At 71.0% G+C, this 25,531-nt stretch carries 28 protein-coding genes; 22 read left to right on the top strand and 6 right to left on the bottom strand.

The window, feature by feature from the left end; genetic code table 11:
- Window positions 1–30 precede the first annotated feature (30 nt).
- On the top strand, window positions 31–1,287 hold the full coding sequence (locus WYO_RS19815; RefSeq protein ID WP_007565792.1) for a DUF2793 domain-containing protein: 1,257 nt from the start codon (window positions 31–33) through the stop codon (window positions 1,285–1,287).
- A 240-nt stretch (window positions 1,288–1,527) separates the two neighbouring features.
- Here WYO_RS19815 and WYO_RS19810 read toward each other — a convergent pair whose 3' ends face one another.
- Entirely contained in the window at window positions 1,528–2,091 is a 564-nt protein-coding gene (locus tag WYO_RS19810; protein ID WP_128755060.1) for a GDSL-type esterase/lipase family protein, read from the bottom strand.
- 44 nt (window positions 2,092–2,135) lie between these two features.
- On the opposite strand from WYO_RS19810, the gene WYO_RS19805 reads away from it, so the two are divergent.
- The 21 genes from WYO_RS19805 to WYO_RS19710 all read left to right on the top strand — a co-directional run bounded on the left by WYO_RS19805 (window position 2,136) and on the right by WYO_RS19710 (window position 22,574).
- Window positions 2,136–2,684: a phage tail tip lysozyme gene (locus WYO_RS19805; RefSeq protein ID WP_007565787.1), complete on the top strand. Its 549-nt coding sequence runs from the start codon at window positions 2,136–2,138 to the stop codon at window positions 2,682–2,684.
- Complete coding sequence (locus WYO_RS19800; RefSeq protein WP_007565786.1) at window positions 2,681–3,205, top strand: hypothetical protein; 525 nt, start codon at window positions 2,681–2,683, stop codon at window positions 3,203–3,205. The genes WYO_RS19805 and WYO_RS19800 overlap by 4 nt, the downstream gene beginning before the upstream one ends.
- A gap of 213 nt (window positions 3,206–3,418) precedes the next feature.
- On the top strand, window positions 3,419–3,739 hold the full coding sequence (locus tag WYO_RS19795; protein ID WP_039903452.1) for a hypothetical protein: 321 nt from the start codon (window positions 3,419–3,421) through the stop codon (window positions 3,737–3,739).
- The gene (locus WYO_RS19790) at window positions 3,736–3,936 is read left to right on the top strand and encodes a hypothetical protein (RefSeq protein WP_007565781.1); all 201 of its coding nucleotides are present in this window, start codon (window positions 3,736–3,738) and stop codon (window positions 3,934–3,936) included. Before WYO_RS19795 ends, WYO_RS19790 begins: the two co-directional genes overlap by 4 nt.
- A 212-nt stretch (window positions 3,937–4,148) precedes the next feature.
- A complete protein-coding gene (locus WYO_RS19785; RefSeq protein WP_007565779.1) occupies window positions 4,149–4,520 on the top strand; it encodes a PepSY domain-containing protein in 372 nt (123 codons plus the stop codon).
- A gap of 35 nt (window positions 4,521–4,555) precedes the next feature.
- Window positions 4,556–5,233 carry a response regulator transcription factor gene (locus tag WYO_RS19780; protein WP_007565778.1) on the top strand — a complete coding sequence of 226 codons (678 nt, stop codon included), beginning with the start codon at window positions 4,556–4,558 and terminating at the stop codon, window positions 5,231–5,233.
- Entirely contained in the window at window positions 5,230–6,393 is a 1,164-nt protein-coding gene (locus tag WYO_RS19775) for a PrpF domain-containing protein (RefSeq protein ID WP_007565776.1), read from the top strand. The genes WYO_RS19780 and WYO_RS19775 overlap by 4 nt, the downstream gene beginning before the upstream one ends.
- A 69-nt stretch (window positions 6,394–6,462) precedes the next feature.
- Complete coding sequence (locus WYO_RS31080) at window positions 6,463–6,687, top strand: hypothetical protein (RefSeq protein WP_039903449.1); 225 nt, start codon at window positions 6,463–6,465, stop codon at window positions 6,685–6,687.
- A 58-nt stretch (window positions 6,688–6,745) separates the two neighbouring features.
- Window positions 6,746–7,123 (top strand): DUF2335 domain-containing protein, encoded by a 378-nt coding sequence (locus WYO_RS30055; protein ID WP_165486570.1) that lies wholly within the window; start codon window positions 6,746–6,748, stop codon window positions 7,121–7,123.
- Window positions 7,120–8,538, top strand: coding sequence for a sensor histidine kinase (locus tag WYO_RS19765; protein WP_007565774.1), 1,419 nt, complete (start codon window positions 7,120–7,122; stop codon window positions 8,536–8,538). The genes WYO_RS30055 and WYO_RS19765 overlap by 4 nt, the downstream gene beginning before the upstream one ends.
- A 175-nt stretch (window positions 8,539–8,713) precedes the next feature.
- Entirely contained in the window at window positions 8,714–10,201 is a 1,488-nt protein-coding gene (gene ccmI, locus WYO_RS19760; protein ID WP_007565772.1) for a c-type cytochrome biogenesis protein CcmI, read from the top strand.
- A 147-nt stretch (window positions 10,202–10,348) separates the two neighbouring features.
- Window positions 10,349–10,864, top strand: a complete 516-nt coding sequence (gene ccmE, locus WYO_RS19755; RefSeq protein WP_007565769.1) for a cytochrome c maturation protein CcmE — start codon at window positions 10,349–10,351, stop codon at window positions 10,862–10,864.
- A gap of 10 nt (window positions 10,865–10,874) precedes the next feature.
- The gene (locus WYO_RS19750; RefSeq protein WP_007565767.1) at window positions 10,875–12,881 is read left to right on the top strand and encodes a heme lyase CcmF/NrfE family subunit; all 2,007 of its coding nucleotides are present in this window, start codon (window positions 10,875–10,877) and stop codon (window positions 12,879–12,881) included.
- A 245-nt stretch (window positions 12,882–13,126) separates the two neighbouring features.
- Window positions 13,127–13,549 (top strand): cytochrome c-type biogenesis protein, encoded by a 423-nt coding sequence (locus WYO_RS31075; protein WP_039903445.1) that lies wholly within the window; start codon window positions 13,127–13,129, stop codon window positions 13,547–13,549.
- Between the two features lie 97 nt (window positions 13,550–13,646).
- Window positions 13,647–14,303: a glutathione S-transferase family protein gene (locus WYO_RS19740; protein ID WP_039903464.1), complete on the top strand. Its 657-nt coding sequence runs from the start codon at window positions 13,647–13,649 to the stop codon at window positions 14,301–14,303.
- Window positions 14,304–14,560: 257 nt separating this feature from the next.
- Window positions 14,561–15,046: a formate dehydrogenase subunit gamma gene (locus WYO_RS19735; protein ID WP_007565762.1), complete on the top strand. Its 486-nt coding sequence runs from the start codon at window positions 14,561–14,563 to the stop codon at window positions 15,044–15,046.
- Window positions 15,043–16,602 carry a formate dehydrogenase beta subunit gene (locus WYO_RS19730; RefSeq protein WP_007565760.1) on the top strand — a complete coding sequence of 520 codons (1,560 nt, stop codon included), beginning with the start codon at window positions 15,043–15,045 and terminating at the stop codon, window positions 16,600–16,602. The genes WYO_RS19735 and WYO_RS19730 overlap by 4 nt, the downstream gene beginning before the upstream one ends.
- A gap of 10 nt (window positions 16,603–16,612) precedes the next feature.
- Window positions 16,613–19,474, top strand: coding sequence for a formate dehydrogenase subunit alpha (fdhF, locus tag WYO_RS19725; protein WP_007565758.1), 2,862 nt, complete (start codon window positions 16,613–16,615; stop codon window positions 19,472–19,474).
- A gap of 4 nt (window positions 19,475–19,478) precedes the next feature.
- Entirely contained in the window at window positions 19,479–19,772 is a 294-nt protein-coding gene (locus tag WYO_RS19720; protein WP_007565756.1) for a formate dehydrogenase subunit delta, read from the top strand.
- Between the two features lie 137 nt (window positions 19,773–19,909).
- Window positions 19,910–21,571 (top strand): OFA family MFS transporter, encoded by a 1,662-nt coding sequence (locus tag WYO_RS19715; RefSeq protein WP_007565753.1) that lies wholly within the window; start codon window positions 19,910–19,912, stop codon window positions 21,569–21,571.
- A gap of 82 nt (window positions 21,572–21,653) precedes the next feature.
- Window positions 21,654–22,574: a LysR family transcriptional regulator gene (locus WYO_RS19710; RefSeq protein ID WP_007565751.1), complete on the top strand. Its 921-nt coding sequence runs from the start codon at window positions 21,654–21,656 to the stop codon at window positions 22,572–22,574.
- A gap of 7 nt (window positions 22,575–22,581) precedes the next feature.
- On the opposite strand, the gene WYO_RS32425 is transcribed toward WYO_RS19710, so the two are convergent.
- The 5 genes from WYO_RS32425 to WYO_RS19690 form a co-directional block, all read right to left on the bottom strand.
- A complete protein-coding gene (locus WYO_RS32425; protein ID WP_007565749.1) occupies window positions 22,582–22,710 on the bottom strand; it encodes a hypothetical protein in 129 nt (42 codons plus the stop codon).
- A gap of 180 nt (window positions 22,711–22,890) precedes the next feature.
- Entirely contained in the window at window positions 22,891–23,058 is a 168-nt protein-coding gene (gene rpmG, locus WYO_RS19705) for a 50S ribosomal protein L33 (RefSeq protein WP_007565747.1), read from the bottom strand.
- Between the two features lie 106 nt (window positions 23,059–23,164).
- Window positions 23,165–24,355 (bottom strand): MFS transporter, encoded by a 1,191-nt coding sequence (locus tag WYO_RS19700; RefSeq protein ID WP_007565745.1) that lies wholly within the window; start codon window positions 24,353–24,355, stop codon window positions 23,165–23,167.
- Entirely contained in the window at window positions 24,352–25,101 is a 750-nt protein-coding gene (locus WYO_RS19695; protein WP_007565742.1) for an NUDIX domain-containing protein, read from the bottom strand. The genes WYO_RS19700 and WYO_RS19695 overlap by 4 nt, the downstream gene beginning before the upstream one ends.
- Window positions 25,052–25,522 carry a DUF983 domain-containing protein gene (locus tag WYO_RS19690; RefSeq protein WP_007565741.1) on the bottom strand — a complete coding sequence of 157 codons (471 nt, stop codon included), beginning with the start codon at window positions 25,520–25,522 and terminating at the stop codon, window positions 25,052–25,054. The genes WYO_RS19695 and WYO_RS19690 overlap by 50 nt, the downstream gene beginning before the upstream one ends.
- Between the last annotated feature and the right edge of the window lie 9 nt (window positions 25,523–25,531).

The following is a 25,531-nucleotide window of genomic DNA, read 5'->3' as shown; positions in this document are numbered from 1 at the left end:
ATCGGACACCGCAAGCCTTCCGGAGCCCCCATGACCGACGCCACGCCCCGCCTCGGCCTGCCGCTGATCGCGGCGAGCCAGGCCCAGAAGCACGTCACCCACAACGAGGCGCTCGGCCTCCTCGACGCCCTGGTCCAGCTCGCCTGCCTGGACAAAGACCTCACCGCGCCGCCCCAGAACCCCGCCGACGGCGACCGCTATCTCGTGGTCGCGTCGAATCCGGGGGGCGCCTGGGCCGGGCTCGCCGGCCAGGTGGTGCGCTACGCCGACGGGGTCTGGATCGGCGCCGTGCCCCGGGCCGGCTGGTTCGCCTACCTGATCGACGAGGCCGACCTCTACGTGTTCGACGGGAGCGCCTGGGGCAGCTTCCGCCGGACGCTCACGGCGATCCAGAGCGTCAGCCGGCTTGGCATCAACACCGGGGCGGACGTGACCAACCGCCTCGCGGTGAAGTCCGACGCGGCCCTGCTCACCTGGGACGACGCGACGCCGGGCTCCGGCGACATGCGGATGTCGGTCAACAAGCAGGCGGCGTCCCGGGATGCCGTCCTCATCCTCCAGACCGGCTACTCCGCCCGTGCCCTGCTGGGCCTCCTCGGCAGCGACGACTTCTCCTTGAAGGTCTCGCCCGACGGGTCCGCCTTCGCCACCGCGCTCACCGCCTCTGCGGCGAAGGGCGGGATCGATTTCGCCTCCACGGAGACCGTGCTGGCCTCGGCGGCGACCACGGATCTCGGCAGCAGCGGCACGCGGCGCGTGCTGGTGACCGGCACGGCCCGGATCACCCGCTTCGGCACCGGCGCCGACCGGGAGCGGCTCCTGCGCTTCGCGGGCGCCGCCACCCTGGTCCACGATGCCGAGCAGCTGGCCCTGCCGACCCGGGCCGACATCGTCACGGCCGCCGACGATACCTGCTTGGCCACCTCGGACGGCGCCGGCCGCTGGCGCGTGCGCCACTACCAGCGCGCCGACGGCACCCCGCTGGCGCTCGGCACGCAGGCGCTGGCTCCGGCCGGCTACGCCCGGCTCGCCAACGGCCTGATCCTGCACTGGGGGCTCGCCACGAGCACGGACGCTGACGTCTCCGTGTCGTTCGCGCCGGCCTTCCCCAGCGCCTGCCTGGGCGTCTGGGCGCAGCCCGTCGCCCGGGATGCCGGGACGCTCTACGCCAGCCAGGTCAGCGACGTGACCGCCGCCGGCTTCACCCTCCGCAACCGCCGCACGACCGGCGGCACGGTGACCGGTGCCGGGACTATTTCAACGTATTGGCTGGGATTGGGATCTTGAGGGGGGCGGACGCGCGTCTCGCTTTGAGCCGCCCCATCACCGCCGCTCTGGCAACGTCTGCGCTTCTGGCATGCCGAACTGCCGGATCCCCCGTTTACCGGACGGGGCTCCGGTCCCCTCTCCCGCACGGGAGAGGGAGCGCGTCGCGGTCGGCACAAGCCGATGTGTGAACGTCGGAAGGATGTCGGGCGAGGGGAAACGTCGCCGTCGCGATAGGCCTGTGGATCCGTCAGTCCCGCCTCACCAGTCATCCCCGGGCGCCAACGCCGCCAGCATCACCGGCTCGATCGCCGTGTAGCCGGCTTCGTTGAGGTGGATGCCGTCCTCGGTGAATTCCGGCCGGAGCGCCCCCGAACTCGTGGTGAGCGGCGCGTGATAATCGATCAGCGCCGCGGCGCTGGCGGTGCAATGGGCGCGGATCCAGCGGTTCAGGCCGTGGATGCGCGCCACGGGTCTTAGCTCCGGGCGCCACCCCCAAAAATCGCTCGGCGTCACGGTGCCGATCCAGAGCGGCAGCCCGGCCTCGAAGGCGAGCCGCGCCATGGCGGCGATGTTGTCCCGGATCGCCCCGTCCGAGACCGGGCCGCCGATCTCGGCGATGTCGTTGATCCCGCACAGCAGGTGGATGCCCCGGGCGCCGGCCGCGTCCCGCAGGAACCGGGCGCGGATCTGCCCGCTCGTCTGGCCCGGCACGCCCCGGGCGATGAAGCCGTGCCGGGCGAACGTCTCGGCCCGGGCGAGGCCCCAGCCGGCGGTGATCGAATCGCCGATGAACACCAGCGGCCGGTCCTGTCCGTGTCCCACGTGTCCCCCGTCCGCGTCGCGCGGACCCTGCCCGGAGAAGACCCATGCCCGCAACCACCGGTCCGGCCCGGGGGCCGGGCGACGCCTTCGCGGCCGGGTGCCGGAGCCTCGGGCCGCGCCTCATGCGCGATCTCGGGCTCACCGACTTCCAGGCCGCCGGCCTCCTGGGCAATCTCGGCCACGAGAGCGGCGGCTTCCGCAAGCTCCAGGAGGTCGCCCCTGTGGTGGCCGGGTCCCGGGGCGGCTGGGGGCTGGCGCAATGGACCGGCCCCCGGCGGGTGGCCATGGAGGCCTGGTGCCGGGCCCATGCCTGCGATCCCGCATCCCTCGACGCGCAGTACCGCTACCTCTGCGTCGAGCTGCGCACCACCGAGGCGACCGCGCTCGCCGCCCTGCGCCAGGCCCCGACCCTGGAGGCCGCCACCGAGACCGTGTGCCGGCTCTTCGAGCGGCCGGGAGTGATCGCGCTGGCGAGCCGGCTGGACTGGGCCCGCCGGGCGCTCGCGGCCCTGCGCGACGGCGCCGCGCCGCCCATCCCCGAATCCCGAGCCGGCCGGGTCCGCCGTGCGCGCAACACCGGAGATCGATCATGACGCGCTTTTTCCGTGCCGGGCTGGCGCTCGCTAGCGCCGCGATCCCGTTCGTCGCCCTGGTCTCCCCGGCGCTGGCCGCTGCGCCCACGGGCACTGTGGCGATCCCCTGGGGCGACTGGCTGGTCGGCCTGCTGCAGCCGGTCTCGGCGGTGCTGGTACCGATCGCCGCCGCGGCGGTCACCGCCGGTATCGCCCGTGTCGCGCCCTGGGCGGCCTCGCTCCTGACCCGGGAGCGCGTCGAGGCCGCGATCCGGGCCGGGGCCGAGTACGGCCAGAACGCCGTGGCCGGCGCCGCCCGGGGCCGGACCGTGAGCGTCGATCTCGGCTCCGCCGTGGTCGCGGCCGGCGCCCGGCACGTCCTGGCCACCGCGCCGGCCCATGTCGTCCGGCAGGCCGGCGGTGCGGAGGGCGTCGCGGCCCGGATCTTCCGGGCCCTGCCGCTCGACCCGCAGGCCAGCGTCGGCAACGTCCTGACCCCGGCGCTGGCGGCGCTGCGCGCGGGGGATGAGCATCGGGGCTAGCGGCCCGATCCGCCACGATTGGCGGTAAGCAGCTGAAGCTCCTCGCTTTTCCCCTCCGCTTTGCGGGGAGGGGCAGGGGTGGGTGTGCCGGATCGGGCGCAGCGGTGCCTTCTCCACGACCCCCACCTCCAGCTCCTCCCCGCAAGGGGAGGAGAGCGCGTCGCGTCTTGCATGGAGCGAGGTGCGACCATCGTCGGCCGGGGGCAGAACACTATGACCACCGCCCGTCACCCCGCGCGCCATCCGCCGGACCCCGGCGACCGGGCGCGCACCATCCGGTTTCCGCCCTTCTGGCACGCCTACGTGGCGCGCCAGACCGAGCCGCGGCTCGCCGTCCTCGACGAGCTCGTGGACGCGCATGTCGAGCGGCGGGTGCTGCGCCGCTATCTCCGGCGCCTCAAGCACGCGATCCTGTTCGCCTTCGTCACCGCGGCGGCGGGTGCGCACTGGTTCTCGGACCAGATCGCCTGGCTCACCGAGCGCATGCCCGCCCTGCGGGCGTTCTGGACCCTGATCACGGGAGGCCCGCGATGAGCCCGCATTGGAACCGGATCCTCGACCGAGTCTGGCTGGCCCTGTCCGGGGCGGCCGCGCTCGCGATCACGCTTCAGCTGGGGGCGCAGCTCGGGGCGCGACCCTGGTCGATCGATGCCGTCCTGGCCGCGCAGGCGGCCGCGCCGGCATACCCGGACCCGCCGGAACCCGCGCCCGGATGCCGGCACGCGCGCTAGATCCGGGGCTGCCGGGGTTGCGTCACCGCCTGTGCAGCGTGGCCGGGCCGGTGGAACCCGAAAAGCCCGTCGGCCGTAGAGCCCGCACGATGCCGTCCGCGATCAAACAGCTCACGCTTCCCCGAGGCAGCCAGCCGGCCGATCGCGCGTCGTCGCGCCTACAGCTACGTATTCAGGGCGCATTCAGTGCCCTCGGCGCAAATCTTCTGGCAATGCGCTACGCCATCACCCTCGTTGCCATCAGCCTGACCGCCGCGGCCCTCGCCGCCAGCGGCCTCGGCTCCATGGCCGATGACGGGCCGGCCCCGCAGGCCGCCCCGGTGGCGGATCCGACGCCCCTGCGAATCGAGACCTGCCTGTCGCCCGCCGACATGCGCGAGGAGGTCGGCGAGCGCCGGGTGATCGCCCCGGTGGCGGCGATCCGGGCGGCCCGCACGGTGATCCCCCGGGCCGAGATCCAGCGCGCCAGCCTGTGTCGCCACGAGGACGGCCTCGTCTACATGCTGACCGCCTTGCGCCGGGACGGGCATTTCGTGCACGTGATCGTCGACGCCCGCACCGGCAAGGTCGCGGGCCAATACTGACCGGGCTTCACACCCGCAGTGGAATGGAGTGAGCCGTGCGACTGCTCGTCGTGGAGGATGACCGGGACATCAACCGTCAGGTGGTCGCGGCGCTGGAAGAGGCCGGCTACGTCGCCGACAAGGCCTATGACGGCGAGGAGGGCGGCTATCTCGGGGAGAGCGAGCCCTACGACGCGATCATCCTCGACATGGGCCTGCCCAAGGCCGACGGCGTCTCAGTGCTGCAGAAGTGGCGCCGCGCCGGGGTGAAGACCCCCGTGATCATCCTGACCGCCCGGGACCGCTGGTCCGACAAGGTCGACGGCTTCGATGCCGGCGCTGACGATTACGTGACCAAGCCGTTCCACATGGAGGAGCTGATGGCCCGGGTCCGGGCGCTCCTGCGCCGGGCGGCCGGCCACGCCTCCAGCCAGATCGCCTGCGGCCCCGTCACCCTCGATACCCGCTCCGGCAAGGTCTTCGTCGACGGCGCCCAGGTGAAGCTCACCAGCCACGAATACCGGCTGCTCTCCTACCTGATGCACCATACCGGCCGGGTGGTCTCCCGGGCCGAGCTGACCGAGCACCTCTACGACCAGGATTTCGATCGGGATTCGAACACCATCGAGGTGTTCGTCGGCCGCCTGCGCAAGAAGCTCGCCGTCGACCTGATCCAGACCGTGCGCGGGCTGGGCTACCTCGTGGATCCGAACCAGCCCCCGGCGCGGGTGTGACGAGCTTGGCCACCGGTGGCACGCTGCCGGCCGTGTTCATGCGCGGCGGCACCAGCAAGGCGCTGATGCTGCGCCGGCAGGACGTGCCCGGGGCCATCGCCGCCTGGGAGCCCGCCTTCCTCTCCGCCATGGACAGCCCCGACCCGTTCGGGCGCCAGCTCAACGGCATGGGCGGGGGTGTCTCCTCGGTCTCGAAGATCTGCATCGTCGAGCCCTCGACCCGGCCGGATGCCGACATCGACTACACCTTCGTGCAGGTCGTGGTCCGCGAGGGGCGGATCGACCTGTCGGGCAATTGCGGCAACATGCTCTCGGCGGTGGGTCCCTTCGCGGTGGACGAGGGGCTCGTGGAGGTCGCCGACGGCCCGGTGTGCTTGCGGATCTTCAACACCAATACGCGCAAGCGCATCGAGGCCGGCTTCGAGGTCCGGGGCGGCCGCGCCGTCTATCGCGGCGACCTGGCGATCCCCGGCGTCACCGGCACCGGCGCGCCGATCCGCCTCGATTTCGTCGATCCGGGCGGCGCCACCACCGGAAGGCTGCTGCCCACCGGCGCCGTCCGGCAGGTTCTCGACGTGCCGGGGCTCGGCCCGATCGAGGCCTCGCTGGTGGATGCGGCCAATGCCTGCGTGTTCGTCCGCGCCACCGATCTCGGTCTGACCGGCACCGAATTGCCCGCCGCCCTTGAGGCGGTGCCCGGCCTCCTCGACCGGCTGGCGCGGATCCGCCTGGCCGCCTCCGTGGCGATGGGCATCGCCCCCGATCCCGACGCCGCCGCGCGGATCGTGCACGTCCCCTTCGTCGGCCTGGTCGCGCCGCCCCAGGATTCCTCCAGCCTGTCCGGGGCGGCGATCCGCGCCCCGGACGTCGACCTCACCGCCCGGGTGATCTCGAACGGCGTGCCGCACCAGGCCCTGCCGCTCACCGCCACCCTGTGCCTCGCGGTCGCCGCGCGGATCGCGGGCAGCCTGGTCCGCGAGGTCGCCCGCGCCACCGGCGACGCGGCGCTCCGGGTCGGCATGCCCTCGGGCATCCTCACCGCCGACGCCACCGTGGCGCGGGACGGCACGGGATGGCGGGCGGAGCGGGGCTCGTTCTTCCGCACCGCGCGGCCGCTGATGCGGGGCGCGGTGTACTATGATGCGGTGACACCGGGGTGAGTGCGGTTGTCCCGGTATCGCCGAAGAGTTACATCGCTCAGGGCTTCGCGCCACGGATTTGCCACCGCCATGACTTCCGCCGAAAGACCCGATCCGGCGCCGCGGACACGCTGGTCCCGCTACAGGGTCGGCCTGGATGCCCTCGCTTCGTTCTGGCCCGTCGCATCGGAACCGATCCGGTATCCGCACCGGGACGAAACTGAGGCTCTGCGCGGTGATTTTCGCCGCATCGGCGATGATCTGCGTGGCGTGATCGAGCGTGAGGCGGCGCGTGAGCCGATCAAGCAGGACTAGGACACCCGCGCGCCAGCCAGCTCCCACAGACCAGGGCACACTTACGAATCGCGGTGAGGTGCCGGTCGAGGTCGGACGCAGCAGCTTCTGGCAAGGACCTTTGCCGCCGCCTGCCGTGCTCGAAGGATTTGCCCGGTTGGTCCCTGATTCACCCGAGCGCATCTTTCGGCAATGGGAGTTGGAGGCCGATCACCGTCGGATCTACGAGCGGCAAGCTCTGGAGGCTGCCATTCGGCAGGACGTGCGCGGCCAGATCAGTGCGCTCCTATTTGCGCTCGCTGCTCTATCGGTTGCCGCCTTTGCACTCTGGCTTGGCCAGCCCTGGGTCGCAGGAACGATCGGGGGCGGCACGATCGCTTCCGTGGTCGGAGCATTTCTCTACCAGCGCGTCGCGGCTAAGGCGAAATCGCATCCCCAGTCCCCAGGCGGCCGATGAAAACCCTGATCGGTCTCTTCTCCCTGCGCCGCCGCTCGATCGCGGTGCGGCTGGCCGTGTCGGCGTTCCTGTCGAGCTCGGCGATCCTGCTGATCGCGGCCTGGATCCTCACGACGCTGTACCGGGAGAACACCGAGCGCGCCTTCGACAGCCGGCTCCTGGTCTTCACCAACAACCTCGCCACCGACCTCGTCTCGCCCAACGATCCCGAGAGCCGGACCTTCTCGCTCGGCGATCCGCGCTTCGATCTGCCCCTGTCCGGCTGGTACTGGCAGGTCGGCAAGCCCGACGCGAAGCCCCGGGACCTGCGCACCTCCCGCTCGCTGGTCGGCGTGCCGCTGGGGCCGGCCACCGATTCCGACGGCAAGGTCGGGGTCGGACAGATCCGGCAGGGCTACGGCAAGGCCCAGGACGGGCGGCTGCTGCGCATCATGGAGCGCGACGTCGATCTGGGTGAGGAGGGCCGCTACACCGTCCGGGTGGCCGGCCCCGCCGACGAGATCGTCAACGACGTCGACCGGTTCCGGAACTCGCTGACCATCACGTTCGGGCTGCTCGGCCTGTCGCTGGCGATCACCACCCTGCTGCAGATCCGGTTCGGCCTGGCGCCCCTGAAGAAGATGCGCGCCGCGCTCGGTGCCGTGCGCCGCGGCGAGGCCGACCGCATCACCGGCACCTATCCGCGCGACATCGCCCCGCTCACCGGCGAGGTGAACCTCCTGATCGAGACCAACCGGGAGATTTTGGAGCGCGCCCGCACCCAGGTCGGCAACCTCGCCCACGCGCTCAAGACGCCGCTCTCGATCATCGTCAACGAGGTCGGCGCTTCGGACGCCCCGGAGGAGCTCGCCCAGAAGATCCGCGAGCAGGCGGCAGTGATGCGCGACCAGGTGAATTACCACCTCGACCGCGCCCGCGCGGCCGCGCTCGCCGGGACGCTGGGCACCTCCACGGAGGTCGAGCCGGCCCTGGCCGGCCTCGTCCGGACCTTCGGCAAGATCTACCGGGACAAGGATATCGCCTACGATGTCCACGTTCCTCCGGGCCTGCGCTTCCGGGGCGAGCGCCAGGATTTCGAGGAGATGGTCGGCAACCTCGTCGACAACGCCTCGAAATGGGCCCACGGCCGGGTGGCGATCCGGGCCGAGGCGGTGGCCAAGCACGATTATCCCCACCTCGTCGTGGCCATCGAGGATGACGGCCCGGGCCTGCCCCCGGAGGCCCGCCAGGCCGTGCTCGGCCGCGGCCGGCGCCTGGATGAATCGAAGCCCGGCTCGGGCCTCGGCCTGTCCATCGTGGCCGATCTCGCCGCCCTCTACCGGGGCCGCTTCACCCTGGAACAGGCGAGCCTTGGCGGCCTGCGGGCGGTCCTCGAAGTGCCGGGCGACGCGCCGGTGGGCGCCGCCAGCCACTGATCGGAGGCGGGTTTTCCCGCCGCGGGACGCGGCTTCATGGTCCGGTTGCGCCCCTTGTCATCGCCCGGGAGTTGCGTGACACCGTGCCGCCGCCGGGGGCCGTCGTGGCATCTCGCGGCCGGCTCCACAGGGCGTGGTGACATGCGGGTCGGTCGGGCCCGCTGGCGAAGGTTCGATGACGGCGATCTGGTTCATCCTGGCGGGCATGACCGCGGCGACCGTGCTCGGCCTGCTCTGGCCGATGTCGCGACGCACGGCCGTTCCCGCCGGCGAAAGCGGTGCCTCCAGCGTCGATACCGAGACGGCGTTCTACGAGGACCAGATCGCCGAGATCGCGCGCGATCTGGAGCGCGGCCTCATCGCCCCGGACGAGGCCGAGACCGCCCGTGCCGAGGCGGCCCGCCGCCTGCTGCGGGCGAGCCGCGACGCCCGGCGCGACGCGGAGGATGCCGATGCCGACGAGGCCGCGCGCCCGGCCGAGCCGCGGCTGCGCCGGCGCCGGGCGGCCTCCGCCTTCGCGCTGTCCACGATCCCGCTGGTCGCGCTGATCGCCTACGGCCTCTACGGCTCGCCGGAACTGCCCGCGCAGACCGATGCCGACCGGCAGGCCGCCCGGGGCGGCACCGAGGACCTGATGAAGGCGGTCGGGCAGATCGAGGCGCGCCTCGCCCGCGACCCGAACGATGCCCGCGGCTGGGCCGTGCTCGCCCCGGTCTATATGCGCACCGGCCGGTTCGACGACGCGGCCCGCGCCTTCGCCAACATCGCGCGCCTGAAGGGCGAGAGCGCCGACACCCTGGCCGATTGGGGCGAGGCCCTGACGGCGGCGGGCGAAGGCACCGTCTCGCCCGAGGCCAAGGCCTTGTTCGAGAAGGCGCAGGCCAAGGAGCAGAACGCACCCAAACCCCGCTTCTATCTCGCGCGCGCCGCCGAGCAGGCCGGCGATACCGGCGAGGCGATCCGCCAACTCAGCGCCCTGGAGGCCGCGAGCCCCGCCGACGCGCCCTGGCTCGGGCTCGTCCGGCAGAACCTCGCCCGGCTCAAGGGCGAGCCGGCGCCGGCCGCTATGCCTCCGACGCCCCAGAAACTTCCGGCCGAGCAGCAGGCGGCGATCCGCGGCATGGTCGACGGGCTCGATGCTCGGCTCAAGACCGGGGGCGGCACGCCAGACGAATGGCTGCGGCTCACCCGCTCCCGGGCGGTGCTCGGCGAGCGCGATCAGGCGATCGATGCCCTGGCGCGCGCCCGGGTGGCGCTGGCCGGCGACCCGCAGGGGCTCGCCCAGGTCGAGGCCGGCGCCCGCATCCTCGGGCTCGATCCGGGTGCTCCGGCCCCACCGTCGGCCCCCGGGCCCATGGCGGGTCCCGCGCCCCGCTCCGACACCGAATCGGCTGCCGCGGCCATGCAGGCGATGTCGCCGGCCGAGCGCGACGTGGCGATCCGCGGCATGGTCGACGGCCTCGACCGGCGTCTCACGGCCCGGGGCGGCACGCCGGACGAGTGGCTGCGGCTCGTGCGCTCCTACAGCGCACTCGGCGAGCGCGACCAGGCGATCAAGGCCCTCGACCGCGCCCGGATGGCGTTGGCGACCAACGCCGAGGCGGTGAGCCGGCTCGACGGACTCGCCCGGGAGCTCGATCTGGCCCCGAGATCCAATCCCTGACCGTCGCGGCCGCTGTTCGTACGACAATCGGTCCTGCCCGACGCCCTTGACCGGCGCGGCTGCCGGGCCGACACCCTGCAAGGCTAGAATGAGAACGGTTTAGGTCTGTTCGGGCCCAGACCCGTCGGATCCCGGGGTGGAAGAGTCGTGACGCGTAAGAGCCGCCGCCTGATCCTGATCGCCGCCTGCGGCAGCGTCTTGGCGCTCGCCGTGGGGCTGATCCTGTTCGCCATGAGCGGGTCGATCGTGTTCTTCCGCTCGCCCACCGATATCGCCCAGCAGGGCATCGCCCCCGGCACCCGCCTGCGGCTCGGCGGGCTGGTGAAGGACGGCTCGCTCAAGCGCGGGCCCGACCAGACGGTGGATTTCGCCGTCACCGACACCAACGCCACCGTCGAGGTCCAGTACAAGGGCCTGCTGCCCGACCTGTTCCGCGAGGGCCAGGGCGTCGTGGCCGAGGGCATGCTGGAGCCGGGCGGCCGGTTCCGGGCCGACACCGTTCTCGCCAAGCACGACGAATCGTACATGCCCCGCGAGGTCGCCGACGCCCTGAAGGCGCAGGGGCGCTGGCAGGAGGGGGGCGACAAGGGCGCGCCTAAGGCCGGGCCGAAGCCCGTCACCGCCTCCAACGGCGGGACCCTCGGCCCCCGCAGCGAGCGGTAAGGAATCCGGCATGATCGTCGAGACCGGCCATTTCGCGCTCGCGCTCGCGCTGGCGATCTCCCTCGTCCAGATGGTGATGCCGGTCTGGGCGGCGCGCTCGGGCGACCCGGCCCTGCGCCAGGCCGCCTCGCAGGCGGCACTCGGCGCCTTCGCCTGCGTGCTGTTCGCCTTCGCGGCGCTCACCTGGGCGCACGTCACCTCGGACTTCTCGGTCCAGAACGTCGTCGAGAACTCGCACACCCAGAAGCCGCTGATCTACAAGGTCTCCGGTGTCTGGGGGAACCACGAGGGCTCGATGCTCCTCTGGGTCCTGATCCTGACCCTGTTCGGCGCCTGCGTGGCGGTGGCCCGGAACTCCGTGCCGCCGCGGCTGCGGGCCAACACGCTCGGCGTGCAGGGCCTGATCACCTTCGTGTTCGTGCTGTTCATCATCACGACCTCGAACCCGTTCAGCCGCGTGGTCCCGGCCCCGCTGGAGGGCAACGACCTCAACCCGCTGCTGCAGGACGTCGGGTTGGCGATCCATCCGCCGCTCCTCTACGTCGGCTATGTCGGCTTCTCGATCAGCTTCGCCTTCGCGGTCGCCGCCCTGATCGACGGGCGGATCGACGCGGTCTGGGCGCGGGCCGTGCGGCCCTGGACGCTGGTCGCCTGGTCGTTCCTGACCCTCGGCATCGCGATGGGCTCGTACTGGGCCTATTACGAGCTCGGCTGGGGCGGCTGGTGGTTCTGGGATCCGGTGGAGAACGCCTCCCTGATGCCCTGGATCGCCGGCACGGCTCTGCTGCACTCCACCGTGGTGATGGAGAAGCGCGACGCCCTGAAGGTGTGGACGGTGCTGCTCGCCATCCTGACCTTCTCCCTGTCGCTGATCGGCACCTTCCTGGTCCGTTCCGGGGTGATCACCTCGGTGCATTCCTTCGCCACCGACCCGACCCGCGGCGTCTTCATCCTGGCGATCCTGATCCTGTTCATCGGCGGCTCGCTGACGCTGTTCGCCTGGCGGGCGCCGCTGCTGCGGCAGGGCGGCTTGTTCGCGCCGATCTCCCGGGAGGGCTCCCTCGTGCTCAACAACCTGTTCCTCGTGGCCGCCTGCGCCACGGTGCTGGTGGGCACGCTCTATCCGCTGCTGTTGGAGATGCTGACCGGCGAGAAGATCACGGTCGGCCCGCCCTTCTTCAATGCGACCTTCATCCCCCTGGCGATCCCGCTCCTGCTGATCGTCCCGTTCGGCCAGGCGCTCGCCTGGAAGCGGGGCGACGTGCTCGCCGCCTCGCAGCGCCTGTTCGCGGCGCTCGCCGTCGCCCTAGTGGTCGGCTTCGCGGTCCTGGCCCTGACCTGGGGCGGCCCCGTGATGGCGCCGCTTGGGATCGGGCTCGGCGCCTACCTGCTGATCGGCTCGGCCCTGGAGATCGTCTCCCGGGCCCGGGGCTTCGGCTCCAGCCGGACGCGCGACCTCGGTCAGATCGGGCGCCGGGCCATCGGCCTGCCGCGCTCGGCCTGGGGCACCGCGCTCGCCCATGCCGGCGTCGGCGTGGTGGTGATCGGCATCGCCGCGCAGGGCTGGGCCACCGAGGGGCTGGCGACGCTCAAGCCCGGCCAGACCCTCTCGACCGGCCCCTACACGGCGACCCTCGACCGGGTCGCGCCCCGGGCCGGCCCGAACTACGAGGAGGCCGCGGCCTTCCTGACGATCCGCACCCGCTCCGGCGACGAGGTCGGCCGGGTCGAGACCGGCAAGCGGTTCTACCCGAGCCGCAAGATGTCGGTGACCGAATCGGGCCTGCTGACCATCGGGGCGAGCCAGGTCTATGCCAGCCTCGGCGAGATCGGCCAGGACGGCGGCGTCGGCGTGCGCCTCTACTACAAGCCGCTGGTGCTGATGATCTGGCTCGGCGCCGTGGTCATGGCGCTGGGTGGCGGGCTGTCGCTCACCGACCGCCGGATGCGCGTCGGCGTCCCGGCCAAGGCGCGGGCGCGGGCCATGCCCAACGCGGCCGCGGTGCCGGCCGAGTGATGGGTCGGGATATGGGATTGAGCGCGAGGTTCCGGCGGATATTCCCTCCCCCCTCTGCGGGGGAGGGTACCCTGCGCAGCAGGGGGGAAGAGGGGCAGCGCGACGGAGCGGGTTTCGGCTCCTGGCGCGATCTGCCCTGCACCGTCGCTCCCCTCTCCCGACCCCTGCTGACGCAGGGGCCACCCTCCCCCGCAGAGGGGGGAGGGAGGGCGCGTGGCCGCCTCGTCTTCGCGCTCCTTACCGTCTTGGCATTCGCCGCCCCCGCCCACGCCGTCCAGCCCGACGAGGTGCTGAAGGATCCGGTGCTGGAGCATCGCGCCCGGGAGATCTCGTCGGAGCTGCGCTGCCTCGTCTGCCAGAACCAGTCGATCGACGATTCCGACGCGCCGCTCGCCAAGGACCTGCGCGTCATCGTCCGCGAGCGCCTGCAGAAGGGCGACAGCGATCCGGCGGTGCTGCGCTACGTCGTGGACCGCTACGGCGAGTTCGTGCTGCTGCGGCCGGTCTTCGCCCTCCACACACTGCTGCTGTGGCTGACCCCGATCCTGGCCGTCCTGCTCGGCGGGTTCGGGATCTGGCGCCTCGCCCGCCGGCGGCCGGCCGCGCCGGTCCGGACCCTGTCGGCGGCCGAGGAGGCGGAGGTCGCCGCGCTGCTGCGACGGGAGTAATATTCGGCGCGTCGCGATTCGCCCGGATCGAATCGGCATGAGTCTTGGATCCGGCAGAACTGATCGCATGATCGGCGACGCGCCCGGGGTGAAGACGATGACCGCCGCCACGCTCACCATCTCCAGCCGGAACTACTCGTCCTGGTCCCTGCGGGGCTGGCTGATCTGCCGGATGGCCGGGCTCGCCTTCGACACCGAGGTCCTGTCGGGCACGGATGCCACCAGCCGGGCCGAGCTGCTGCACCTGTCCCCGTCCTTCCTGGTGCCGCGCCTGCGCCACGGCGACGTGGTGGTCTGGGACACCCTCGCCATCGCCGAGTATCTCGGCGAGACCTTCCCGGAGGCGGGCCTGCTGCCCCGCGATATTGCCGAGCGCGCCCATTGCCGCTCCATCGCGGGCGAGATGCATTCGGGCTTCGTCAACCTGCGCTCGGCGCTGCCGATGAACCTGCGCGCCTTCCATCCGGGCTTCCGGGTGTTCAACGGCGCCCGGGCCGATATCGAGCGTATCGTCACGATCTTCGACGATTGCCTGGATCGCTATGACGGCCCGTTCCTGTTCGGCCCGCGCCCGACGCTGGCCGACGCGCTCTATGCCCCGGTCTGCACCCGGTTCCGCACCTACGACGTGGCGCTGCCGCCCCGGTCCGCCGCCTACCGGGACACGATCCTGCACTGGGCGCCCATGGTCGAATGGGCCGAGGCCGCCGCCGACGAGCCGGACGAGATCGAAGAGCTGGACATGGAGTTCTGAGGCGCCGTCTGCCCGGGCGGATGCAATTTCGTGCATGGCACAAAGCGATGTTGCGGTGCACGCAAGATTTTCCGGCCGCCGCCGTGCATCGGAAATGAACGCTTTAAGAAAGACTTATCATGGTTTGTCGCCGCGACCATCGCGCGGGTGACAGTTCGACAGGGATCCTTTGTCGGTCCACCGGACTGCACGATTGATGGGGTTCGGCATTTCTGTTCCACTTCGCTTTAGAAAAGGAACAGACTGGGCTGGAAACCATGGCGCGTCACGAGCCCTGGAGCGCGGAACGCGCCTCCGGGATCATTGCAGAACATACCCATCTCGAAGGCGCGACGCTGCCGATCCTGCACGCGCTGCAGGCGACCTTCGGCTACGTCGATGGCGGCGCCGTGCCGCTCATCGCCGACGCGCTGAACCTGTCGCGCGCCGAGGTGCATGGCTGCATCACCTTCTACCATGACTTCCGCGCCCACCCGGCCGGCCGCCACGAGGTGAAGCTGTGCCGGGCCGAGGCCTGCCAAGCCATGGGTTCGGACAAGATCCACCGCGAGATCCTCGGCCGCCTCGGCTGCGGCTGGCACGAGACCACTGCCGACGGCAGCGCCACGGTCGAGCCGGTCTACTGCCTCGGCCTCTGCGCCAACGGCCCCGCGGCCCTCATCGACGGCGAGCCGGTCGCCCATCTGACCGCCGATTCCCTCGACGAGGCGCTGGCCGAAACCAAGCGGGAGACCCGCCAGTGAGCGTCACCCTCTACGTCCCCCGGGATGCCGTGGCTCTGGGCCTCGGGGCCAACAAGGTCGCCCGGGCCCTGTTCGCCGGCGCCGAGCGCCGCGGCCTCGATGTCACCATCGTGCGCACCGGCTCGCGCGGCCTGTTCTGGCTCGAGCCGATGGTGGAGGTCGCCACGCCGGAGGGCCGGGTCGCCTACGGTCCGGTCAAGGTCTCGGATGTCGACGCGCTGCTCGATGGCGGCCTGACCACCGGCGGCGAGCATGCCCTGCGCCTCGGCGACCCGGAGAAAATACCGTTCCTGGCCCGCCAGCAGCGGCTGACCTTCCACCGCTGCGGCGCGGTCGATCCGGTCTCGGTGGCCGATTACCGCGCCCATGGCGGCTATCGCGGGCTCGAGGCCGCGCTGAAGCTCGATGCCGAGGGCATCGTCGCGGCGGTGCGTGATTCCGGGCTGCGCGGCCGCGGCGGCGCCGGCTTCCCGGCCGGCATCAAGTGGAACACCGTGATGCTCGCCAAGGGCGAGCAGAAATACGTCGTCTGCAACGCCGACGAGGGCGATTCCGGCACCTTCGCCGACCGGATGATGATGGAGGGCGACCCCTTCAACCTCATCGAGGGCATGACCATCGCGGCGGTCGCGACCGGGGCCACGCGCGGCTACATCTACCTGCGCTCGGAATACCCGCAGGCCTTCGCCACCCTGAAGGAGGCGATCGCCAACGGCATCCAGGCGGGTGTCCTGGGCGACGACATCCTCGGCTCGGGCAAGACCTTCCACCTCGAGGTCCGGCTCGGGGCGGGCGCCTATATCTGCGGCGAGGAGACCTCGCTGCTGGAGAGCCTGGAGGGCAAGCGCGGCATCGTGCGGGCCAAGCCGCCGATCCCGGCGCTCAAGGGTTTTCTGGGCAAGCCGACCCTGGTCAACAACGTCATGACTTTCACGGCCGTGCCGTGGATCCTGGAGCACGGCGCCAAGGCCTATGCCGATTACGGCATGGGCCGCTCGCTCGGCACCCTGCCGATCCAGCTCGCCGGCAACATCAAGCATGGCGGCCTGATCGAGCTCGCCTTCGGCGTGACGCTCCGCGAGGTGATCGAGGATTACGGTGGCGGCACCCGTTCGGGCCGTCCGGTGCGGGCCGTGCAGGTCGGCGGCCCGCTCGGGGCCTACTTCCCCGATCATCTGCTCGACACGCCTCTCGATTACGAGGCGATGGCGGCCCAGAAGGGTCTCGTCGGCCATGGCGGCATCGTGGTGTTCGACGACACCGTCGACATGGCCGCCCAGGCGCGCTTCGCCTTCGAGTTCTGCGCCACCGAATCCTGCGGCAAGTGCACCCCCTGCCGCATCGGTGCGACCCGTGGCGTCGAGACCATGGACAAGGTCATCGCCGGCATCCGGCCGGAGACGAACCTGAAGCTGATCGAGGACCTCTGCGAGGTCATGACCGATGGGTCGCTCTGCGCCATGGGCGGGCTCACGCCCATGCCCGTGATGAGCGCGATCACCCATTTCCCGGAAGATTTCAGGCGCGCCGGCGATCTGCCGGTCGCGGCCGAGTGAGGAGACGTCGATGGGCCTGATCAAGGAGATCGACTACGGCACGCCGATCCGCGTGGCGGAGCAGACCGTCACCCTGACGATCGACGGCATGGACGTGACGGTGCCGGCCGGCACCTCGGTGATGGCGGCGGCGATGCATGCCGGCACCCAGATCCCGAAGCTCTGCGCCACCGACTCGCTGGAGCCGTTCGGCTCCTGCCGGCTCTGCCTCGTGGAGATCGAGGGGCGGCGCGGCACGCCGGCCTCCTGCACCACGCCGGCCGAGAACGGCATGGTCGTGCGCACGCAGACCGACAAGCTCGCCAAGCTCCGCAAGGGCGTGATGGAGCTCTACATCTCCGATCACCCGCTGACCTGCCTGACCTGCGCCGCCAACGGCGATTGCGAATTGCAGGACATGGCCGGCGTCGTCGGCCTGCGCGACGTGCGCTACGGCTACGAGGGCGACAACCACGTCGTGCCGACGGCCGAGAAGTATCTGCCGAAGGACGAGTCGAACCCGTACTTCACCTACGATCCGTCGAAGTGCATCGTCTGCAACCGCTGCGTGCGCGCTTGCGAAGAGGTCCAGGGCACCTTCGCGCTGACCATCGCGGGCCGCGGCTTCGACAGCCGCGTGGCGGCCGGTCCGACCAACTTCATGGAATCGGAGTGCGTCTCCTGCGGCGCCTGCGTGCAGGCCTGCCCGACCGCGACCCTCCAGGAGAAGTCGATCCACGAATTCGGCCAGCCCGAGCACGCCGAGGTGACGACCTGCGCCTATTGCGGCGTCGGCTGCTCGTTCAAGGCCGAGATGCAGGGCACCCGCGTTGTGCGGATGGTGCCGTACAAGGGCGGCAAGGCCAACGAGGGTCATAGCTGCGTCAAGGGCCGCTTCGCCTACGGCTACGCCACCCACAAGGACCGCATCACCAAGCCGATGATCCGCGCCAAGATCACGGATCCGTGGCGCGAGGTGTCCTGGGAGGAGGCGATCAACCACGCGGCCTCCGAGTTCAAGCGGATCCAGGCGACCTACGGCAAGGACTCGGTCGGCGGCATCACCTCGTCGCGCTGCACCAACGAGGAGGCCTACCTCGTCCAGAAGCTGGTGCGCGCCGCCTTCGGCAACAACAACGTCGATACCTGCGCCCGCGTCTGCCACTCGCCCACCGGCTACGGCCTGATGTCCACGCTCGGCACCTCGGCCGGCACCCAGGACTTCAAGTCGGTCGAGAATTCCGACGTGATCCTGGTGATCGGCGCCAACCCGACCGACGGCCACCCGGTCTTCGGCTCGCGGATGAAGAAGCGCCTGCGCCAGGGCGCCAAGCTGATCGTCGCCGATCCCCGCAAGATCGACCTGGTGAAGTCGCCCCATATCAAGGCCGACTATCACCTGCCGCTGAAGCCCGGCTCCAACGTCGCCTTCATCAACTCGCTGGCGCACGTCATCGTCACCGAGGGGCTGATCGACGAGGCCTATGTCCGCGAGCGCTGCGATCTCGCCGAGTTCGAGACCTGGGCCCGGTTCATCGCCGAGGAGCGCCACTCCCCGGAGGCGCAGCAGCAATTCACCGGCCTCGACCCGGCCGAGGTCCGCGCCGCGGCCCGGCTCTACGCCACGGGCGGCGCGGCCGGCATCTATTACGGGCTGGGCGTCACCGAGCACAGCCAGGGCTCGACCATGGTGATGGGCATGGCCAACATCGCCATGGCCACCGGCAATATCGGCAAGCTCGGGGCCGGCGTGAACCCGCTGCGCGGCCAGAACAACGTCCAGGGCTCCTGCGACATGGGCTCGTTCCCGCACGAGCTCACCGGCTACCGCCACGTCTCGGACGACGCCACCCGCGAGAGCTTCGAAGCCCTCTGGGGCGCCAAGCTCGACAACGCGCCGGGCCTGCGCATCACCAACATGCTGGACGAGGCCGTCGATGGCTCGTTCAAGGGCATGTACATCCAGGGCGAGGACATCGCGCAGTCGGATCCCGACACGCACCACGTCACGTCCGGCCTCAAGGCGATGGAGTGCATCGTCATCCAGGACCTGTTCCTGAACGAGACCGCCAAATACGCCCACGTCTTCCTGCCGGGGGCCTCGTTCCTGGAGAAGGACGGCACCTTCACCAACGCCGAGCGCCGCATCTCCCGCGTGCGCAAGGTGATGCCCCCGATGGGCGGCTACGGCGACTGGGAGGGCACGGTGCTGCTCTCCAACGCGCTCGGCTACCCGATGCACTACAACCACCCGTCCGAGATCATGGACGAGATCGCCGGCCTGACCCCGAGCTTCACCGGCGTGTCCTACGCCAAGCTCGACGAGCTGGGCTCGGTGCAGTGGCCCTGCAACGAGAAGGCGCCGCTCGGCACGCCGATGATGCATGTGGACCGCTTCGTCCGCGGCAAGGGCCGGTTCATGATCACCGAGTTCGTGGCCACCGAGGAGCGGACGGGGGCGAAGTTCCCGCTGATCCTGACCACGGGCCGGATCCTGTCCCAGTACAATGTCGGCGCGCAGACCCGGCGCACCGAGAACTCGCGCTGGCACGAGGAGGACGTGCTGGAGATCCACCCGTTCGACGCCGAGCTGCGCGGCATCGTCGATGGCGATCTGGTCTCCCTGGAGAGCCGGTCCGGCGACATCGCCCTCAAGGCCAAGGTCTCGGAGCGGATGCAGCCCGGCGTGGTCTACACGACGTTCCACCACGCCAAGACCGGCGCCAACGTCATCACCACCGACTACTCGGACTGGGCGACCAACTGCCCGGAATACAAGGTGACCGCGGTCCAGGTCCGGCGGACCAACCGACCCTCCGACTGGCAGGCGAAGTTCTACGAGGAGGATTTCTCGCTGACGCGCATCGCCCAGACACTCGACGCGGCGGAGTGAGCCGATGAGCGCGCAGACCCAGGAGGACAAGCTCCTCCGGATGGCGAACCAGATCGCCACCTTCTTCCGGTCCTACCCGGAAGAGGAGGCGGTGGCCGGGGTGCACAAGCACATCACGGCGTTCTGGACGCCCAAAATGGTCTCGAAGCTCGAGGCCGCCCTGCCGGAGATGGGCGACCGGGCCGACAGCCTGGTGCAGCGGGCCCTGCGCGGCGCCGAGCCCCAGGCCGAGAGCCCGGTGCGCCCGGCGACCCGCGATCCGCAGAAGCTGGGCGAAGGCGCCAGCGACGCCGGCTGATTGGCAATTCGCGCGCTCCAACCGGGGATTAAATCCCGGGTTGGAGCGTTTCGCGTGCTGGCAACCGGTACCCGGAACCGCTAGGCTTTCCGCGATGCATGACTCAGTCAATGAAGTCGTGCTCGGAGGAAGCTTCGATGCATTCAGAACTGGCGGGCGCGGTCGTGCCCGGAAGCGATCACGGCCGGCTGTCCCGTGAACGCATCGTCGCCAAACCGGGCTTCAACCGCTGGCTCGTTCCGCCCGCGGCCCTGGCGATCCATCTCTGCATCGGCATGGCTTACGGCCTGTCGGTCTTTTGGCTGCCGCTGACCCGCGCCCTCTCGGTCGGCCAGCCCGCGCCCGCCGCCTGCCCCGACATGGGCGTGATGACCGCCCTGTTCACGACGACCTGCGACTGGCGCGTCAGCGACCTCGTCATGGTCTTCTCCATCGGCATCGTGATGCTCGGCCTCTCGGCCGCCCTGTTCGGCGGCTGGCTGGAGCGGGCGGGCCCGCGCAAGGCCGGTATCGCGGCGGCCCTGTGCTGGGGCGGCGGCTTCCTGATCGGCGCGCTCGGCGTCTACCTCCACCAGCTCTGGCTGGTCTGGCTCGGCATGGGCCTGATCGGCGGCATCGGGCTGGGGCTCGGCTACATCTCTCCGGTCTCGACGCTGATCAAGTGGTTCCCCGACCGGCGCGGCATGGCCACCGGCATGGCGATCATGGGCTTCGGCGGCGGCGCGATGATCGGCTCGCCCCTGGCCGACGGCCTGATCAAGACCTTCCGCAGCGCCGAGTCCGTCGGCGTCTGGCAGACGCTCGCGGTGATGGGCGTTGGCTACATCGTGTTCATGCTGGGCGGCGCCTTCGGCTACCGGGTCCCGCCGCCCGGCTGGCGCCCAGACGGGTGGACCCCGCCGGCGTCCAAGAACGCCATGATCGCCTCGGGCCACGTCCATCTGCGGGACGCGCACAAGACCTTCCAGTTCTGGATGATCTGGCTGGTCCTCTGCCTCAACGTCTCGGCCGGGATCGGCGTCCTGGCGCTCGCCTCGCCGATGCTCCAGGAGATCTTCGGCGGCGCCCTGATCGGGCTGCCCGGCACCGGCTTCACCGCCCTCGACTCCGGCCAGAAGGCGCAGGTCGCCGCGATCGCGGCCGGCTTCGTCGGCCTCCTGTCCCTGTTCAACATCCTGGGCCGGTTCTTCTGGGCCTCGATGTCGGACCGGATCGGCCGCAAGCTCACCTACGCGATCTTCTTCGCGCTGGGCGGCGTGCTCTACGCCGCCGCCCCCTGGGCCGCCGGGATCGGCTCGCAGGCGCTGTTCGTCGCCTTCTTCTGCGTGATCCTGTCCATGTATGGCGGCGGCTTCGCGACCATCCCGGCCTATCTCGCCGACGTGTTCGGGACGCAGTTCGTGGGCGCGATCCACGGCCGCCTGCTCACCGCCTGGTCGACCGCCGGCATCGTCGGGCCGTTCGTGGTCACCAAGATCCGCGAGGCCCAGGCCGCCGCCGGGGTGCAGGGCGCGGATCTCTACGGCCGGACCATGTACGTGCTCGCCGCCTTCCTGGCCGCCGGGTTCGTCTGCAACCTGCTGATCCGGCCGCTGGCCGGGCGCTGGTTCATGTCGGATGCCGAGCGTGCCGCCCTGGACGTCCGGGCCGGCACGGCGTCGGTGCGCGCCTCGGGCTCGTTCGGCATCGGCCGGGGCGGGTTCAGCCCCGCGGCCGGGCTCGCCTGGGCGGTGGTCGGCATCCCGATCCTGTGGGGGATCGGCATCACTCTGTCGAAGGCGTTCATCCTGTTCCGCTGAGCGGCCGGTTGTGGCTGGACGGGTGGGTGATTACCTTCTGGCATGCCAAAGCGTGCCGGCATGAGTCGTTCGGAATGCCCCCGTGATCGACAAGCTGGATTTCCTGCTCGCGCTCGCCCGCGAGCAGCATTTCGGCCACGCGGCCGAGACCTGCGGGGTGACGCAGCAGACCCTCTCGGCCGGCGTGAAGCAGCTCGAGAACCGCTTCGGCGTGCAGCTCGTGCTGCGCGGCTCGCGCTTCCAGGGCTTCACCCCGGAGGGTGAGCGGGTCCTGGCCTGGGCGCGCCGGATCGTGGCCGACGCGCGGGCGATGCACGAGGAGGTCACCGGCCTGCGCCGCGGCCTGACCGGGCACCTGCGCATCGCCGCGATCCCCACGGCCCTGCCGATGATCGTGGACCTCACGACCCCCTATCGCGAGCGCCACCCGGACGTGCGGCTCACGGTCGAATCCGCCGCCTCCACCGACATCTTCTCGCTGATCGAGAACCTGGAGGCCGATGCCGGGCTGACCTATCTCGACAACGAGCCCCTGGGCCGGGTCGTGTCCGTGCCGCTCTACCGGGAGCGCTACCGGCTGGTCACGGCCGATGGCGGTCCGTTCGACGGCCGCGCCAGCGTCACCTGGGCCGAGACCGGCCAATTGCCGCTCTGCCTGCTGACCCCGAACATGCAGAACCGGCGGATCATCGACCAGCAGATCCGCGAATCAGGCGCCGAGCCGGCCGCGACCCTCGAATCAAATTCGATGATCGTGCTCATGACCCATGTCCGCACCCTGCGCTGGGCCTCGATCATGCCGGAGATCCTGGTCGACGCCCTCGGGCCGATGGCGGGGGTGCGGGCGATCCCGATCACCGCCCCGGACCTGGAGCACACGATCGGCCTCGTCGCCCCGCGCCGCGAGCCCTCGACCCCGATGGTGACCGCGCTCGTCGCCATCGCCCGGGCCCTGGCGCGGACGCTGGACCCGGACCTCGCCGGGGCGATGCCCGGCCCGTGAGGGTCGCTCAGGCCGGTACCGAGAGGCCCCGCAGCAGGAAGCGGGCAGCGCGATAGGGCAGGAGCGGCAGCTTCAGGACGCAGCGCGCCGCCAGGATCGCCAGGACGGTCAGCGCCATCAGCAGCATTCTCGACATCGCGCGCTCCGCCGCCCGAATCGGCCGAAGCCGGACCCTGGGCGCCCCCGTAAGGTGCGACGCTGGTCTGAAGCCGCCCTCCGATCCATCCGCGCATATGAAAAAGCCGCCCCGTTCCCGGAGCGGCTTGTCGGATCGGCTGAGGCCTGAGGGGGGGCTCAGACCTTACGTGATCCTGCCTTACTTGATCTTGGTTTCCTTGAACTCGACGTGCTTGCGCGCCACCGGGTCGTACTTGCGCATCGTCAGCTTCTCGGTCTGCGTGCGGGAGTTCTTCTTGGTGACGTAGAAGTAGCCGGTGTCGGCGGTGGAGATGAGCTTGATCTTGACGGTGACGGCCTTGGCCATGGCGCGGCGCTCCTGCAGGGTGCGGCATTCCGCGTGAGCGAAACGCAAATGGCCGGGAAAGCCCGGCCGAATACGGGCGGGTCAATGCCCGATCGGGCGGTTCAGGTCAAGACCGGGCGCCCGCGCGCTCCATCGTGACGAGGCTCACGGAGAAGGCGAGGAACAGCGCGAGCAGCGTCCAGGCGAAGCCGTGCGGCGGCACCAGGTCGAGGCCGCCGCCGATCAGGGGCGGTCCCAGCATCAGGCCGACATTGTACAGCACCACGAAGGCCGCGTTGGCGCCGGCGAGATCCGTGGCCGGCACCCGGTCGCCCAGGGTGGTCAGGCCGACCGTGTAGAGCGTGCCGGCGATGCCGCCCCAGGCGAACAGGACGAGGCCGAGGGCCACCGGCGATCCCGACGCCAGCGGGATCAGGGCGGAGCCCGCCGCACCGCCGAGGCTCGCCCCGAGCAGCACGGCGCGCCGGTCGAAGCGGTCGGCGAGCCAGCCGAACGGGATCTGGAACAGCACGTTGCCGAGCGCGATCAGGCTGACGAGGCCGGCCGCGCCCTGCGCGTCGTAGCCCAGGCGCAGGCCGTAGAGCGGCAGGATCGCGAAGATCCCGGTCTCGACCGCCCCGTAGGCGAGGGCGGCGAGCAGCGCCCCGGGGGCGAAGCGCAGATAGGCCAGGATGCTGCGGCCGGAGCCGTGCGCGATCGTCGGCGAGAGCCCCCGGGCGAGGACGATCGGCAGGCCGCCGGCCAGCATCAGGCCGGCGCCGGTCAGGTAGGGCGCCAGGCCCTCGGTCCCCACCAGCGCCAGGAGTGCCGGGCCGACCGCGAAGCCCGCCGCCAGCACGGTAGCGTAGATGCCCATCACGAGGCCGCGGCGCTCCGGCGGGGCGGCGGCGTTGATCCAGTACTCGGACAGCACGAACAGCGCGCCCAGCGTCGCCGAGAACACGAAGCGCAGCGGGAACCACAGGGCGATGCCCGGCAGGATCGGGAAGGCCGCCAGGCTCACCGCCCCCACGACCAGCGCCAGGCAGAGCAGCCGCGCGACGCCGATCCGCGCGGCGAGCCGGGGCACGAACGGCACCGTGCAGATGCTGGCGATGCCGGCGACCGCGGTGTTGAGCCCGATCAGGGTGCTGGACGCGCCGCGCCGCTCAAGCTCGATCGACAGGAGCGGGATCGACAGGCTCAGCCCGATCCCGACCACGGTGACGCAGGCGATGGCGGCGGTGATCGCCGCCACGGTGTCCGGCCCGATCCCGCTTCCCGCGACGATCCGGTCCGGCCTCTCGGAAACATTCACAACGCAACTCGTTCGCGGCGGCCGTAGCGCTCGTAGTGGAAGGGGATCATCCGGTATGGCGCGAAGTCGACGGCGATCTGCGCCTCGAGATCGTCCAGGATGGCCCGGGTGATGAACGGCAGGTCGAGCTTGCGCGCCGCATCGAGGCGGACCCAGGCGAGCTCGGTGAACTCGGAATCCGGGCTCACCCGGCCCAGCTCCTCGGCCGCGACCATCCGGCGGTCCACGGCGAAGAACCGCGTGTCGAACCGGCGCACGCGCTTGGGCGGGGTGATCGCCCGGGCCACGAGGTGCAGCGCCTCGAGGTCCGGCAGGATCTCATGGCGGGCGAAGGCTTCCCAGCCCGCCGGGGCGGTCTCGGGGGCGCCGTGCTCGCGCGTGCCGAGCAGCAAACCGGTCTCCTCGTAGGTCTCCCGGATGGCGGCGAGCGCCAGCGCCCGGCCGAGATGATGCGGCGGCCGGGAGACCTGGCGGGTGAGCGCGGCCTCGGCATAGTCGGGCAGGGCGCCGGCCACCGGCATGTGGCGGTCGCCGAGCTCGATCCGGCCGCCCGGGAACACGAACTGCCCCGGCATGAAGGCGAGCCGCGGGTTGCGGCGGCCCATCAGGACCTTGGGGCCGCCCTTGCCGCGCCGGTCGAGCACAATCAGGGTCGCGGCATCCCGCGGGCGCAGGCGCGCCGGGGAAGGCTTCGGCTCAGGGCTGTTCGGGATCTCGGATTCCTGCTGCGGCTCCGGCTGCGGCAAGGCGTGTCTCCTTCAGCCCCGAGACGGGGCCGCCCCGCGGTAACGTGGCGAAGCCGTGCATGCCAAGGGCGTATTGCAGCCCGACGACGGCCCCCTTGACCGGCTGGAGCAGGACGAGGGCGAACAGGAGCGTGAAGACCGGCCAGACGCCCATCTCGACCCAGAGGGGGACGTCGTAGGCGCTCTCGGTCTCCAGGATCAGGTAGCCGACCACGTGGGCGACGATGAAGATCACCACGTAGGGCGGCAGGTCGTCGGCCCGGTGATGGTGCAGCTCCAGGCCGCAGAGGTCGCATTCCGGGCGCACCTTGAGGAAGCGTCCGAAGATCCGGCCCTGGCCGCAATGGGGGCAGCGGCCGATGAAGCCGCGCGCCATCGCGGGGATCAGGCGGGTGCGCACGGGAATCGCGTCGATGGCCATGTCCAGGGT

The organism is Methylobacterium sp. GXF4, assembly GCF_000272495.1.
GTDB lineage: Bacteria > Pseudomonadota > Alphaproteobacteria > Rhizobiales > Beijerinckiaceae > Methylobacterium > Methylobacterium brachiatum.
The sequence above is the reverse complement of the archived record's forward strand: the minus strand, read 5'-3'. Positions and strand labels throughout refer to the sequence as shown.

Excerpts from the sequence above, each read along its gene's own strand:
- WYO_RS19815 (WP_007565792.1), top strand. The coding sequence starts at position 31 with ATGACCGACGCCACGCCCCGCCTCGGCCTGCCGCTGATCGCGGCGAGC.
- WYO_RS19805 (WP_007565787.1), top strand. The coding sequence starts at position 2,136 with ATGCCCGCAACCACCGGTCCGGCCCGGGGGCCGGGCGACGCCTTCGCG.
- WYO_RS19800 (WP_007565786.1), top strand. The coding sequence starts at position 2,681 with ATGACGCGCTTTTTCCGTGCCGGGCTGGCGCTCGCTAGCGCCGCGATC.
- WYO_RS19795 (WP_039903452.1), top strand. The coding sequence starts at position 3,419 with ATGACCACCGCCCGTCACCCCGCGCGCCATCCGCCGGACCCCGGCGAC.
- WYO_RS19790 (WP_007565781.1), top strand. The coding sequence starts at position 3,736 with ATGAGCCCGCATTGGAACCGGATCCTCGACCGAGTCTGGCTGGCCCTG.
- WYO_RS19785 (WP_007565779.1), top strand. The coding sequence starts at position 4,149 with ATGCGCTACGCCATCACCCTCGTTGCCATCAGCCTGACCGCCGCGGCC.
- WYO_RS31080 (WP_039903449.1), top strand. The coding sequence starts at position 6,463 with ATGACTTCCGCCGAAAGACCCGATCCGGCGCCGCGGACACGCTGGTCC.
- WYO_RS19765 (WP_007565774.1), top strand. The coding sequence starts at position 7,120 with ATGAAAACCCTGATCGGTCTCTTCTCCCTGCGCCGCCGCTCGATCGCG.
- ccmI (WP_007565772.1), top strand. The coding sequence starts at position 8,714 with ATGACGGCGATCTGGTTCATCCTGGCGGGCATGACCGCGGCGACCGTG.
- WYO_RS19750 (WP_007565767.1), top strand. The coding sequence starts at position 10,875 with ATGATCGTCGAGACCGGCCATTTCGCGCTCGCGCTCGCGCTGGCGATC.
- WYO_RS19740 (WP_039903464.1), top strand. The coding sequence starts at position 13,647 with ATGACCGCCGCCACGCTCACCATCTCCAGCCGGAACTACTCGTCCTGG.
- WYO_RS19735 (WP_007565762.1), top strand. The coding sequence starts at position 14,561 with ATGGCGCGTCACGAGCCCTGGAGCGCGGAACGCGCCTCCGGGATCATT.
- fdhF (WP_007565758.1), top strand. The coding sequence starts at position 16,613 with ATGGGCCTGATCAAGGAGATCGACTACGGCACGCCGATCCGCGTGGCG.
- WYO_RS19720 (WP_007565756.1), top strand. The coding sequence starts at position 19,479 with ATGAGCGCGCAGACCCAGGAGGACAAGCTCCTCCGGATGGCGAACCAG.
- WYO_RS19715 (WP_007565753.1), top strand. The coding sequence starts at position 19,910 with ATGCATTCAGAACTGGCGGGCGCGGTCGTGCCCGGAAGCGATCACGGC.
- WYO_RS32425 (WP_007565749.1), bottom strand. The coding sequence starts at position 22,710 with ATGTCGAGAATGCTGCTGATGGCGCTGACCGTCCTGGCGATCCTGGCG.
- rpmG (WP_007565747.1), bottom strand. The coding sequence starts at position 23,058 with ATGGCCAAGGCCGTCACCGTCAAGATCAAGCTCATCTCCACCGCCGAC.
- WYO_RS19690 (WP_007565741.1), bottom strand. The coding sequence starts at position 25,522 with ATGGCCATCGACGCGATTCCCGTGCGCACCCGCCTGATCCCCGCGATG.